This is a genomic window from Acidovorax sp. BL-A-41-H1, from assembly GCF_051942715.1.
The window spans coordinates 917760-931503 of sequence record NZ_JBPVJQ010000003.1; the positions used below are offsets into that span (position 1 = coordinate 917760).

At 66.9% G+C, this 13744-nt stretch carries 11 protein-coding genes; all 11 read left to right on the plus strand.

Annotated features, from left to right (window positions below; translation table 11 throughout):
* Window positions 1-100 precede the first annotated feature (100 nt).
* Window positions 101-943, plus strand: coding sequence for an acyl-CoA thioesterase (locus ACTPOI_RS05165; protein WP_440108267.1), 843 nt, complete (start codon window positions 101-103; stop codon window positions 941-943).
* A 90-nt stretch (window positions 944-1033) separates the two neighbouring features.
* Window positions 1034-1828 (plus strand): enoyl-CoA hydratase, encoded by a 795-nt coding sequence (locus ACTPOI_RS05170; protein WP_440107068.1) that lies wholly within the window; start codon window positions 1034-1036, stop codon window positions 1826-1828.
* Window positions 1829-3350: 1522 nt separating this feature from the next.
* Complete coding sequence (locus tag ACTPOI_RS05175) at window positions 3351-4133, plus strand: TetR/AcrR family transcriptional regulator (RefSeq protein ID WP_440107070.1); 783 nt, start codon at window positions 3351-3353, stop codon at window positions 4131-4133.
* Window positions 4130-5089: an SDR family oxidoreductase gene (locus ACTPOI_RS05180; RefSeq protein ID WP_440107072.1), complete on the plus strand. Its 960-nt coding sequence runs from the start codon at window positions 4130-4132 to the stop codon at window positions 5087-5089. The genes ACTPOI_RS05175 and ACTPOI_RS05180 overlap by 4 nt, the downstream gene beginning before the upstream one ends.
* On the plus strand, window positions 5086-6699 hold the full coding sequence (locus ACTPOI_RS05185) for an acyl-CoA carboxylase subunit beta (RefSeq protein WP_440107074.1): 1614 nt from the start codon (window positions 5086-5088) through the stop codon (window positions 6697-6699). Before ACTPOI_RS05180 ends, ACTPOI_RS05185 begins: the two co-directional genes overlap by 4 nt.
* Window positions 6700-6754: 55 nt before the next feature.
* Window positions 6755-7933, plus strand: a complete 1179-nt coding sequence (locus ACTPOI_RS05190; RefSeq protein ID WP_440107076.1) for an acyl-CoA dehydrogenase family protein — start codon at window positions 6755-6757, stop codon at window positions 7931-7933.
* 5 nt (window positions 7934-7938) lie between these two features.
* Window positions 7939-8745, plus strand: coding sequence for an enoyl-CoA hydratase/isomerase family protein (locus ACTPOI_RS05195; protein ID WP_440107078.1), 807 nt, complete (start codon window positions 7939-7941; stop codon window positions 8743-8745).
* A 112-nt stretch (window positions 8746-8857) separates the two neighbouring features.
* Window positions 8858-10897, plus strand: coding sequence for an ATP-binding protein (locus tag ACTPOI_RS05200; protein ID WP_440107080.1), 2040 nt, complete (start codon window positions 8858-8860; stop codon window positions 10895-10897).
* On the plus strand, window positions 10894-12066 hold the full coding sequence (locus ACTPOI_RS05205; protein ID WP_440107082.1) for an acyl-CoA dehydrogenase family protein: 1173 nt from the start codon (window positions 10894-10896) through the stop codon (window positions 12064-12066). Before ACTPOI_RS05200 ends, ACTPOI_RS05205 begins: the two co-directional genes overlap by 4 nt.
* A 14-nt stretch (window positions 12067-12080) precedes the next feature.
* Window positions 12081-12989, plus strand: coding sequence for a 3-keto-5-aminohexanoate cleavage protein (locus tag ACTPOI_RS05210; RefSeq protein WP_440107084.1), 909 nt, complete (start codon window positions 12081-12083; stop codon window positions 12987-12989).
* Window positions 12990-13253: 264 nt separating this feature from the next.
* Window positions 13254-13739, plus strand: a complete 486-nt coding sequence (locus ACTPOI_RS05215) for a hypothetical protein (RefSeq protein WP_440107086.1) — start codon at window positions 13254-13256, stop codon at window positions 13737-13739.
* Window positions 13740-13744 lie beyond the last annotated feature (5 nt).

The window sequence follows — 13744 nt, forward strand, 5'->3', positions numbered from 1 at the left end:
CGGCACACTTGGCGCAATGAACCGTTCTTCCGATTCTGCCAACCCCGGCCGTACCCCCTTGCCGTCCGACACTTCTCTTTCCTCTTTCGCTTCTTCGCCTGTGGACTCGCACCCGACCTCTCTGCACGCGCTGGACGAAGCGCTCCAGCTGACTGCGCTTCCCGACGCGCCCGGCCAGTACGGCGGGCAGACGCATGCGGGCTACTGGAACATGGTGGGCCCTTTTGGCGGCGTCACGGCCGCCACGCTGCTGCGCGCGGTGCTGGACCACCCCGACCTGCTCGGTGAGCCCCTGTCGCTCACCGTCAACTACGCCGGCGCTGTGGCGACCGGGCCGTTCACCGTGCAGGCCACGCCAGTGCGCACCAACCGCTCCACGCAGCACTGGACCTTGTCCATCCTGCAGGCCGATGCCGATGGCGCCCCGGTGGTGACCACCACCGCAACGGCTGTAACGGCGGTGCGCCGCGAAACCTGGAGCGTGGGCGACGTGCCCATGCCCGCTGTGCCTGCTCCTGACGAGCAGCCCGCCATGCCGCGTGGCGTGGGCGTGGAGTGGCTCGACCGCTATGAAATGCGCCCGGTGGCTGGTGCCATCCCGCGCCAGTGGGACGGCACAGGCGACCACAGCCTCACCCAGCTGTGGATGCGCGACGCGCCCCCACGCCCGCTGGACTTCTGTGCACTGGCCGCGCTGGCGGATGTGTTCTTCCCCCGCGTCTGGCTGCGCCGCGCCCAGCGCGTGCCGGCCGGCACGGTGTCGATCACGGTGTACTTTCATGCCAGCAGCGCACAACTGCAGGCCACCGGCACCGGCTACCTGCTGGGCCAGGCCCGCGGGCAGGAATTCCGCAACGGGTTTTTCGACCAGAGCGCGCAGCTTTGGAACGAAGCGGGCACCATGCTGGCGACCAGCCACCAGATCGTCTATTACAAGGAATGAGCCGCGCTCTGCGGCCCGCTCTTGCGGCTGCGACTGTTGCCTTTCCATCACCTCCCCTTCGCGAACCTTCATCTTCACCCACTGACCACCATGACCGAAGCCACCAGCACTAGCGTCGCCACGCAAGACATCCTCGTCCACACCGAAGCGGGGGTAACGACCATCACCTTCAACCGCGTGGACAAGAAGAATTCCATCACCCGCGACATGTACGCCGCCATGGCCGACGCCTTGGTTGCGGCCAAGGAAGACGCCGCCGTGCGCGTGGTGGTGTTCCAGGGCGATGTGGCCATCTTCAGCGCCGGCAATGACATTGGCGACTTCCTGCAACAGCCCCCCGCCACGCAGGATTCGCCCGTGTTCCGCTTTCTGCGCGGCATCGCGGCCTTTCCCAAGCCCGTGATCGCGTCCGTCTGCGGCCCGGCTGTGGGCATTGGCACCACCATGCTGTTCCATTGCGACCTGGTCTACGCGGGCGACAACGCCGCGTTCTCCATGCCCTTTGTCAACCTGGGCCTGTGCCCCGAGGCCGCTTCGAGCCTGCTGGTGCCGCAGATGATGGGCTACCACCGCGCCGCCGAAGCCCTGCTGCTGGGCGAGCCCTTCATGGCCGAAGCCGCGTTGGAAGTGGGCCTGGTCAACCGTGTGGTGCCGCCCACCGAATGCAACGGCGTGGCCCAAGCCCAGGCCCGCAAGCTGGCGGCCAAGCCCCTGTCGTCGCTGATCGAGACCAAGCGCTTGATGAAGGGCGGGCAGACGGCGAAGGTGCTGGAGGTGATGGCGGAAGAGGGGGAGAGCTTTGGGCGGATGCTGCGGGAGCCCGCGGCGCGGGAAGCGTTCTCGGCGTTTATGGAAAAGCGCCGTCCCGACTTCAGCGCAGTCTGAAGTGGGTAGCCGCGTTAGCGGCGCGGACTGCGAAGCAGGACCGGCGGGCTTTCGGTAAAAGAGAAAGCCAGATTTCAGCAAGAGCTGAAAACTGGCCGCTGCGTAGCGGCGCAGGCCGCGCAGCGGGCTGAATGATCTTTCGTTAAAAGCGCCGTCCCGACTTCAGCGCAGTCTGAAGTGGGTAGCCGCGTTAGCGGCGCGGACTGCGAAGCGGGCTGAATGGTCTTTCTGTAAAAGAGAAAGCCAGATTTCAGCAAGAGCCGAGATCTCGTCGCCGCGTAGCGGTGCGGACTGCGAAACGCAGTTTCGGATTCAGGGCTGGTCCAATGCTCAGGATTTGGATGGTTTTGGCCGCTAGCGCTTGTATATAAAGCGCTGGTAGCTATTGTTTTTGTAGTCACTGGCGTGCGGCCTGTTACCGGTGCTGAGCGCGTTGACGCCTTGCTGTCACCGCTATCTGTTCGTGCTGAGCTTTGTCGAAGCGCGGCTTGGCAGTGGCTACGGCATGCCCGTATTCAGGGCGGGAGCCGGGAGTCGCCCGGCGAGCGACTCACTTTCTTTTGCTTCGCCAAAAGAAAGTAAGCAAAGAAAAGGCGACCCTCAGTCTGCGACCCCCACGCGGTGCGTGGGGGCAGACCTGCGCCGGGGCGGTTGCGGGGTGCGCCGTGGAACTCGCTTTGCGCTGCGCGCGCCGCTCGGACAGCCACGGCGAGTCAGATCACGAAGCAGCCGCGCACCTGCGCGACTGCCACCCCGCAACCGCCCCGGCGCAGGCGCAGCCAGAAGGGGTGGGGTGCCGAACAGCCGAACATCCATACGGGTCGTCGCTGCGCTCGACCCCGGCAGCGGCCGCGCCCGGCGCCAGCGGTGGCGCCCAGCGCGAGGCGCCTGCGCCCGCGAGACGGGGCCGAGCGAAGCAAAGGCCCGAATGGATGTCCGCTCCCCATCCCCTCTGTATGCGCCGAGGAGCACAGCGGGCGGGGTGGCGCGTGTGCCGCAGGACACACGCGCTTCGTGAACTGACTTGCCGCAGCTGTTTGAGCGGAGCTGCAACGCAGCGCAGCGAGTTCTGCGGCGCACCCTGCCCGCGAGCACCGCAGGTTGCCCCGGCGCGCAGCGCTGGGGACGCAGACAGTGGGGTCGCCCTTTCTTTGGTGACTTTCTTTCGGCGACGCGAAAGAAAGGGACTCGCCTGCCGGGCGACTCCCGGCCTCCGCCCTCAGCAAGGGCACGCGGCAGCCACAACAAAACCAGGCTTCGACAAGCGCAGCCCACCCGGTCGGGGCGCGGACGACGGACCTCTGGCACGTCCACTCAGAATCTCCGACCACTCTTCCAGCGCCGAACCCCCAACCCTGCCAAAGCAAAAAAACTACAAAAGTGATAGCGCCGATCGCTTATTCAACCGGCGCTACAGCCCAAAAATCCATCAAAAAGCACCAGATCACCTGAAGAAAGCACCCAGACTATTTTCACCAAGCACACGCTTGCTAAAAATAACCGCCTTTGCTATCGTGCCCGCATGGACTCCCCCGTGCCCCGCACCCGCCCCCCTGTATCTGCGCCAGAGGCGCCAATACAACCCACGCCCCGGCCCACCCGCAAGGCCACCGCCGCGCCTGTCCGCTCCACCCGCGCCACCGCCCCAGCCAACGCAGCCCCAACCCCTGACGAACCCGCCCGCCGCCCCCGTGGCCGCCCGCGCAAGACGGCCGAGGAACTGGACGACGGCAACCGCCGCCGCAAGCTCATGGACGGCGCTGCCAAGCTCTTTCGCACCCAAGGCTTTGCGGCCACCAGCACGCGCGACATTGCCTCGGCCGCGGGCATGCACAGCGGCTCGCCCTTCTATCACTTCGAAAGCAAGAATGCGCTGCTCTTTGCGGTGATGAGCGAGGGCATGACCATGGCCGTGCAGAGCCAGCAAACGGCGCTCCAGGCGCTGCCAGCCACCGCCACGCCGCGTGCGCAGCTGCGCACGCTCATCCGCCACCACTTCGAGATCCTGCTCGGCCCGCGCAGCAGCTTCATCCCGGTGATGCTGTATGAGTGGCGCTCACTCACACCGGCGCAGCGCAAGGCCATCGGGCGCATCAAGGACGAGTACGAGGCAGCCTGGATGCCCGCTCTGCAGGCGCTTGCCCGCCAGGGCGCGCTGCAGGCGGACCCTGGCGTGGCGCGGCTGTTCATCTTTGGTGCGCTCAACTGGGCAGTGCAGTGGTTCTCGCCCAAGAAGGGCAAGTCGCTCGATGCGCTGACCGACGAGGCGCTGGCGCTGTTCATCCAGAAAGACGAGGCGAAATGACCGCAGTGCAACCCCACAGCCGCTACACCTCGGTCTTTGCCGACGGCCTCTTTGCCGGGCAGGTGGTGATCGTCACGGGCGGCGGTTCGGGCATTGGCCGCTGCACGGCGCACGAACTGGCGCGCCTGGGTGCCCATGTGGTGCTGGTCGGGCGCAAGGCCGAGAAGCTGCAGGCCGTGCAGACCGAGATCGCGGCCGATGGCGGGCAGGCCAGCTGGCAGGCCGGCGACATCCGCTCTGAAGACGCTGTGGCGCTGCTGGTGCAGCACGTGCTGGCCGCGCAGGGCCGCATCGCCGCGCTGGTCAACAACGCAGGCGGGCAGTTCATGGCGCCGCTCGAATCCATCAGTGCCAAGGGCTGGGAGGCCGTGCTCCACACCAACCTCACCGGCGGCTTCTTGATGGCGCGCGAGTGCTACCGGCAGTGGATGGCCGCGCACGGCGGCTCCATCGTCAACATCGTGGCCGACATGTGGGGCTCGATGCCCGGCATGGGGCACAGCGGCGCGGCGCGTGCAGGCATGGTCAGCTTCACCGAAACCGCTGCGCTGGAGTGGGCTGGCAACGGTGTGCGCGTGAACGCCGTGGCGCCCGGCTACATCGCATCCAGCGGTATGGACAACTACCCGCCCGAGGCAGCGCACATGCTGCGCGCCATGCCGCAGACCGTGCCGCTGGGCCGTTTTGGCAATGAGGCCGAGGTGTCGGCGGCCATTGCCTTCCTGCTCAGCCCGGCGGCCAGCTTCATCAGCGGCACCACGCTGCGGGTAGACGGCGCACGGCCGCAGGTGCGCATGGGCTGGCCCATGCGCGTACCCGATGCCGCCACGCAGCAGCGCGCCGCCGTCCAGCCCTACGGCGGCTTTCACCGCGCCGAGGTGCCGCGGGTGTTCGCTGTGCCTCAGGCAGGCAGCGGTGCAGCGGGTGGACACGTCAGCACCCAGGGGGCTGCATGACCGCCACGTTCACCTCGCGCTTCAACCCCGGCGCGCCCGATGCGCAAAGGCGCCGCACCGCACTGGCCGCGCGCCTGGATGCCCTGCGCGCGCTGGAAGACCGCGCCGCGGCTGCGTCGGCCCGCTCGCTCCCCCAGTTTGAAAAGCGCGGCCAGCTGCTGCCGCGCCAGCGTGTGGCGCTGCTGCTGGATGCCGGCGCGCCCTGGCTGCCGCTGTGCAGCCTGGCGGGCTACCTGCAAGACGTGAAGGACCCAGCCAAATCCGTGCCGGGCGGCGGCGTGATTGCGGGCATCGGCTTTGTGGCGGGCGTGCGCTGCATGGTGGTGGCCAGCGATTCCGGCATCGAGGCCGGGGCCGTGCAGCCCATGGGGCTGGAGAAAATCCTGCGCGTGCAGGAGATCGCGCTACAGGAGCGCCTGCCCTTCGTGCACCTGGTGGAGAGCGCCGGCGCCAACCTCATGCGCTACCGGGTCGAGGGCTTTGTGCATGGCGGCAGCCTGTTTCGCAACCTGGCGCGGCTGTCGGCGGCGGGTCTGCCCGTCATCACCGTGCAGCACGGCTCGGGCACGGCCGGCGGGGCCTACATGCCGGGGCTGTCAGACGTGGTCATCATGGTGCAGGGCCGATCACGCGCCTTCCTGGCCGGGCCGCCGCTGCTGATGGCCGCCACCGGCGAGGTGGCCACCGAAGAAGAACTGGGCGGCGCCGAAATGCACACGGCCGTCTCTGGCCTGGGTGAATATCTGGCGCAGGACGACCGCGAGGCCATTGGCATGGCGCGCGACGTGATCGCGCAGACCGGCTGGGCCGCAGCACCCCGCGCAAGTGCACCACCGCCCACGCTGCCCGCTGACGACCTGCTGGCCCTGATGGGGGGCGACCTGCGCCAGCCCGTGGACATGCGCGAGGTGATGGCGCGGCTGGCCGATGGGTCAGAGCTGCTGGAGTTCAAGGCCCGCTACGGCATGGCCACGCTGTGCGCCCAGGGGCGTATCCAGGGCCACGCCGTGGGCTTCATCAGCAACAACGGCCCCATCGATGTGGCGGGCGCCAACAAGGCCACGCACTTCATCCAGTGGATGTGCCAGCTGGGCCACCCCATCATCTATCTGCAGAACACCACGGGCTTCATGGTGGGCAAGGACAGCGAGCAGGGCGGCATGATCAAGCACGGCAGCAAGATGATCCAGGCCGTGACCAACGCCACCGTGCCGCAGATCACCATCCAGTGCGGCGCCAGCTTTGGCGCGGGCAACTACGGCATGTGCGGCCGGGGCTATGCGCCGCGCTTTCTGTTCAGCTGGCCTGGTGCCAAGACGGCGGTGATGGGCGGCGAGCAGGCCGCACGCACCATGCAGATCGTGACCGAGGCGGCGCTCGCGCGCAAAGGCATCACGCCCGACCCGGTCGAATCGCAGGCCCAGTTCGACAAGATCGTCGCCATGTTCGAGGCCCAGGCCGACGCGTTCACCACCAGCGGCCTGCTGCTGGACGACGGCGTGATCGACCCGCGCGACACCCGCGCCGTGCTGGCGTTTTGCCTCGACACCGTGGCCGAAGGCGCGGCGCGCACGCCCCGGCCCATGCAGTTCGGGGTGGCGCGCATGTAGCCGCCCACCGCACCCGGCCCGCTCGCAAACCAAAACCATCACGGAGACAAGCACCATGCAATTCACGCACGAGCACCGCGAGATCCAGAAAACCTTGAGGCGTTTCATCGACGAAGAGATCAACCCCCATGTGGACGAGTGGGAGGCGGCCGAGATCTTCCCCGCGCACGAGGTCTTCAAGAAGATGGGCAACCTGGGCCTGCTAGGCCTGTGCAAGCCCGAGGAATACGGCGGGCAGGGGCTGGACTATTCGTACAGCCTGGCCATGGCCGAGGCGCTGGGTCAGATCCACTGCGGCGGCGTACCCATGGCCATCGGCGTGCAGACCGACATGTGCACACCGGCACTGGCCCGCTACGGCAGCGAAGAACTCAAGCGCGACTTCCTGGCCCCGGCGATTGCGGGCGACATGGTGGGCTGCATCGGCGTGAGCGAGCCTGCGGCGGGCAGCGATGTATCGGGCATCAAGAGCGTGGCGCGCAAGGATGGCGACGACTACGTGATCACCGGCCAGAAGATGTGGATCACCAACAGCCTGCAGGCCGACTGGATGTGCATGCTGGTCAACACGGGCGAAGGCCCGGTGCACAAGAACAAGAGCCTGGTGATGGTGCCCATGCGTGACGGCCCCGGCGGCAAGCTCACCAAGGGCATCGAGGTGGCGCAGAAGATCCGCAAGATCGGCATGCACAGCAGCGATACCGGCCTGATCTACTTTGACGAAGTGCGTGTGCCGCAGCGCTACCGCATTGGCGCCGAAGGCCAGGGCTTCATCTACCAGATGCAGCAGTTCCAGGAAGAGCGCCTGTGGTGCGCCGCCAGCACGCTCGAATCGCTGAACAACTGCATCCAGTGGACCATCGACTACGCGCAGGAGCGCAAGCTGTTTGGCAGCACGCTGGCCGACCAGCAGTGGGTGCAGTTCAAGCTGGCCGAGCTCAAGACCGAGGTGGAGTGCCTGCGCGCGCTCACCTACCGCGCCTGCGACCTGTACGTGAACGGGCAGGATGTGCTGGAGCTTGCCAGCATGGCCAAGCTCAAGGCTGGCCGCCTGAACCGCGAGGTGCCCGACATGTGCCTGCAGTTCTGGGGCGGCATGGGCTTTACGCTGGAGAACAAGGTCTCGCGCATGTACCGCGACGGACGGCTGGCTTCCATTGGCGGTGGGGCCGATGAGGTGATGCTCGGCATCCTCTCAAAACTTATGGGCATCGCCAAGCGGCCTGTGCACTGACGCCCATGGCTGATGCGCTGCTGATCCATCGCGCGCCGCTCGCAAGCGGCTGTGTGGAGACATGGACATTGAACGACCCCGGCAGCCGCAATGCGCTGTCGGAGGCCATGGTGGATGCACTGCTGGTCGCGTGCGAGCGCGCCGCTGCAGATACCGGCCTGCGCGGCGTGGTGCTGCGCGGCGCGGGCGGGCACTTCTGCGCAGGGGGTAGCCTGGGTGGTTTTGCCAGGACCATCGGCCAGCCGCTGGCTGCCGGTGAGGCTGACCCGCTCATGCCGCTCAACCGCCGCTTCGGCGCACTGCTGCAGGCCCTGTGTGCGCTGCCGCAGTGGCTGATCGTGGCGGTGGAGGGCGCGGCCATGGGCGGTGGTTTTGGCCTGGTGTGCTGTGCCGACCATGTGCTGGCCCACACCGGCGCCCAGTTCGGCACGCCCGAGGTCACGCTGGGCATCGTGCCCGCGCAGATCGCGCCGTTTGTAGTGCGGCGCCTGGGATCTGCGGTTGCACGGCGTTGTTTGCTGACGGGCGAACGGTGGGACGCTACTGCAGCACTGCGCTTGGGTCTGGTCGATGAAGTGGTCGCGGGCGACATGGATGGCGCGGTGCAGGCCGCTATCGCCCGCCATGCCGCAGCCGCACCGCAGGCCGTTGCCGCGACCAAGCGCCTGTTGCTGGCCCAGCCCGAAATGCCGCTGCCCGCGCTGCTGGATGACGCGGCTATCGCCTTTGCGCAAGCGCTGCGGGGGCCCGAGGCGCCGCAAGGGCTGGCGGCATTTGCTGCGCGCATGGCACCGCCGTGGAGTGCGACCTGATGAAAAAGATCCTGATTGCTAACCGAGGCGGTCATGCTGAAATCATGGCGAAGCAGATTGCCTGTGCACGCGCAGAGGGCAGGCGGGCGATGGAGCCGCGAGGGCACAGCGTATGAAAAAGATTCTGATCGCCAACCGCGGCGAGATCGCCCGCCGCATCATCCACACCGCCCACCGCATGGGCATCGACACCGTCGCCGTCTATTCCGACCCCGATGCCCATGCCCTGCATGTGCGCGAAGCCACGCAGGCGGTGGCGTTAGGCGGAGCGGCCAGCGCTGACACCTACCTGCGCACCGACAAGCTGTTGGCCGCGGCGCGTGCCACCGGCGCCGACGCCGTGCACCCCGGCTATGGCTTCCTTAGCGAGAACGCCGACTTTGCCCAGGCCGTAGTCGATGCCGGGCTGGCGTGGATCGGCCCGCCGCCTGAAGCCATCCGCGCGCTGGGCAGCAAGGCCGGGGCCAAGGCGTTGGCGGTGGCACAGGGCGTGCCCTGCCTGCCCGGCTACGCGGGTGATGACCAGAGCGAGCAGCGCTTTGTGGCAGAGGGCTCGCGCATCGGTACACCCCTCATGGTCAAGGCGGTGGCAGGCGGGGGCGGGCGCGGCATGCGGCTGGTGACCGACCTGGCGCAGTTGCCTGCCGCGCTGGCCAGCGCTCGGTCAGAGGCGCTGGCGGGCTTTGGCTGTGGCGACCTGCTGATCGAACGCGCCTTGCTGCAGCCCCGCCATATAGAGGTGCAAGTCTTTGCCGACGCGCACGGCGCCTGCATCCACCTGGGCGAGCGCGATTGCTCGGTGCAGCGCCGTCACCAGAAGATCATTGAAGAGTCCCCCAGCCCGGCGGTGGATGCCGCGCTGCGCGAGCGCATGGGCACCTGCGCGGTGGCGCTGGCCCAGTCCGCTGGGTATGTCGGTGCGGGCACGGTGGAGTTTCTGCTCGACGGGGACGATTTCTACCTCATGGAAATGAACACCCGCCTGCAGGTGGAGCACCCGGTGACCGAAGCGCTCACCGGCCTGGACCTGGTGGAATGGCAGATCCGCGTGGCGCGTGGCGAGCCGCTGCCGCTCGCGCAAGACCAGGTGCATCTGCAAGGCCATGCCATCGAGGTGCGCCTGTGCGCGGAAGACGCGCACTTTCGCCCCCACACCGGCCGCGTGCTGCATTTCAGCGCGCCGCAGGCCACGACGTTTGAAGCAGCAGCACCGGGCGCCCTGCGGTTTGACCACGCGCTGGAAGAGTGCGCCGAGGTCACGCCCCACTATGACGCCATGCTGGGCAAGCTCATCGTGCATGCGCCCACGCGGGCGGAAGCCATCGATGCGCTGGTGCGCGCGCTGCACAGCACCCGCGTGCTGGGCCTGCCCACCAACCGCGCGTTTCTGGCAGCGTGCCTGGCCCACCCGCTGTTCCGCGATGGCAAGGCGCTGGTGCCGTTTCTGGCGGAGCATGCTGGAGAGTTGCAGGATTTGCTATCAAAAAGAGAGCTATCGGGCATTATTCCTGCTGGACTAGCGGCTATTTTTGCTTCAGAAGAGCCTCTGCGAGCCTCCGCGAGCCTGCCGTGCCCGCTGGCACGCCCCCTGCGCCTGCGGCACCAGGGCAATGTGCTGGCGCTGGCCGTGCGCGAGCTGGGGGCAGGGCGTCTGCGTGTGGAGCGCACGGGTGCTGCCAACGCAGCCACCGGTGCGGTGGAAACGGCCATCACCACCGTACATCTCACGCCCCAACCTGGCGGTGCTGTGCGGGTGACCACGCACGACGATGCGGAAGGCAGCGTGCTGGCCGACCACACCGTACATGCCGTGCGCGTGGCCCCGCTGCGCTGGCACTGGCAGGCCGGTGGTGTGGACGGCTGGGTGGAAGACGCCTCTTGGGAGCCCGCCACACGCATAGGTGCCGCGGGCGGCGCCACCGAGCTGCGCGCGCCGTTCAACGGCAAGGTCATCGCGCTACCGGTGGCGGCAGGCCAGGCGCTGGCGGCGGGCCAAACCGTGGTCGTCATCGAATCCATGAAGCTCGAACACAGCCTGGCCAGCCCCGCAGTCGCCACCGTGGCCGAGCTGCTGGTGGCGACCGGCCAGCAGGTGTCGCCGGGCCAGGTGCTGGTGCGCTTTGCAGCCGCCGCGCAAGGAGCCCCCGCATGACCGCAACTACTACAGCTATCCACGAAACCGAGCAGGACCGCACCGTGCTCACCGATACCGTCACCCGCTTTGCCCGCACCGAGATCGCGCCGCATGTGGATGCGTGGGATGCAGCCGGTGAATTCCCGCGCAGCCTGTACCGCCGCGCGGCGGAGCTGGGCCTGCTGGGCCTGGGCTACCCTGAGCAGTACGGCGGCACCCCCGCCAGCTACCAGCTGCGCCTGCCGCTGTGGCGCGCGCTCAGCCGCCACGGTGCCAGCGGAGGCGTGCTGGCCAGCCTGCTCTCGCACAACATCGGCCTGCCGCCCGTGCTGACGCATGGCAGCGACGCTGTGCGGGCCGAGGTCATCCCACCCGTGCTGGCGGGCGAGCAGATCGCCGCACTGGCGATCACCGAACCCGGTGGCGGGTCCGACGTCGCGCAGCTCCGGACCACCGCGCGGCGCCAGGGCGATGACTACTTTGTCAACGGCGAAAAGGTGTTCATCACCTCGGGCATGCGCGCGGATTGGATCACGGTAGCTGTCAGAACGGGAGAAGCAGGCAGCAAGGGCAGCGGCGGCATCTCCATGCTGCTCATGCCCGGCCACAGTTCAGGCCTCTCGCGCAGCAGGCTCGACAAGATGGGCTGGCTCTGCTCCGACACCGCCCACCTGCGCTTCGACAACGTGCGCGTGCCCGCCCGCTACCTGCTGGGTGAAGAGGGCGCGGGCTTTCGCATCATCATGGGCAACTTCAACGGCGAGCGCTTCGGCCTGGCTGCATCGGCCCTGGGCTTTGCCGAGGCCTGCTACGACGAAGCCCTGGCCTGGGCCCGCCAGCGCAAGACCTTTGGCTCCGCGCTGGTGGAGCACCAGGTCATCCGCCACAAGCTGGTGGACATGCAGATGCGCATCCAGTCCACCGCCGCGTGGTGCGAATCCGTGGCTGCGCAAGCCGATGCGAGCCGCACCGGGCCGGAATGGGTGGCCAACATCTGCATGCTGAAGAACCACGCCACCCAGACCATGCAGTTCTGCGCCGACCAGGCCGTGCAGATCCTGGGCGGCATGGGCTTTATGCGGGGCACCGTCAGTGAACGCATGTACCGCGAGGTCAAGGTCATGATGATCGGCGGCGGTGCAGAAGAAATCATGAAAGACCTGGCTGCACGTCAGCTCGGCATTTGAAGGAGACAGGCCCCATGCACAGCGCCCACCACGGCAACAAAGCCATCATCACCTGCGCCATCACCGGCGTGCTGACGGACCCCGGTCAGCACCATGTGCCCGTCACGCCCGAGCAGCTGGCCAAAGAAGCCCGCCGCGCTTATGACGCAGGCGCCGCCGTCGTCCACGTGCACTTTCGCAACCAGGAGCCCGGCAAGGGCCACCTGCCCAGCTGGGACCCGCAGGTCGCACGCGACTGCGTGCAAGCCATGCGCGAGGCCTGCCCGGGTTTGATCATCAACCAGACCACCGGCGTCGTCGGCCCCCACTACCAGGGGCCGCTGGATTGCCTGCGCGCCACCCGCCCCGAGATGGCCGCGTGCAACGCCGGCTCGCTCAACTACCTGAAGGTGCGCAGCAACGGCACCTGGGCCTGGCCGCCCATGCTCTTTGACAACCAGCCCGCCAAGGTCAAGGACTTCATCGACGTGATGCTGGAGACCGGCACGCTGCCCGAGTTTGAATGCTTTGACGTGGGCATCGTGCGCTGCGTGGAAATGTATGTGCAGACCGGCATGTACACCGAGCGCCTGCCCGAATACAACTTTGTGATGGGCGTCGAATCCGGCATGCCCGCCGACCCGGATCTGCTGCCCATCCTGCTCAAGCTGAAGATCAAGGACGCCCCCTGGCAAGCCACCGTCATCGGCCGCAGCGAGATCTGGCCCGTGCACCAGCGCGTGGCCGAGCTGGGCGGGCACCTGCGCACGGGGCTGGAGGACACGTTCTATCTGCCGGATGGGACGAAGGCGGCGTCCAACGGGCCGTTGATTGAGAAACTGGCGGAGTACGCGCGCAACGCGGGCCGGGAGGTGGCTTCGCCGCAGGAGGCGCGGGGGATGTTGGGGTTGAAAGCGACGGTTGAGGTCCCCACGATGGTCTGATGTGCTCTGGTGGGAGCATCAGCGTTCCCCTGCGGCGTCGTTATCCTCGCAAATTGATCGCCGAGCGATCAGTTTGCAAGGACGATATAGAACCCCCTACGGTTTTGAGTCTCGGCGGCGTGACGCTGGTGACAGTGCGACTATCGCCCTCAATGGGTAGGAAAGATTAACGGAGTGGAACAGTCCCGATCAGCGTTGAAAGCATTTGCGTCGTTGGCGTATCGTGATCCGGTCGCGGTACTGAGAGAGCTCCGGCAAATCGAAATGCAAATCGTCGATGCAGACCTGTCTCCACAAGTCCGTAACCTGCGAACCAATGACCTCAAACACATACGCGAGTTTCGCCAAGCTGCACTTTTTTGCCATGGCATGTCATTGCGCATCGGGCACCAGGTCTTGTTTTCTCCCGTGGAGTCAAGCGACTATGACTTCGTTGCCACGTGGGAGATCGCTGATGTTCGGCACTTTGCGCCGGTCCAGCTCAAAGAGCTGGTGCCTGACCATTTGAACGCAAGCGCCACAGTCCAGGCGTTGGTCGATGGACTGAGCAAATACTCTGGTGACGATTTGGTGGTGGCTGTCTTTCTCAATAGAGACGGACGCTTCTCGCTGGAAGATTTGATGCTTCCCGCTCTGCGCATCGCAGAGCTGTGGTTTTTGTTCTCCACAACACCCAACCAGCAAATATGGCAGCTGGTCGGGGATGTGCTGGGTGTGCCAGAAGCGAGCTCCTTTAGCTATCCGGTTTGACTGAA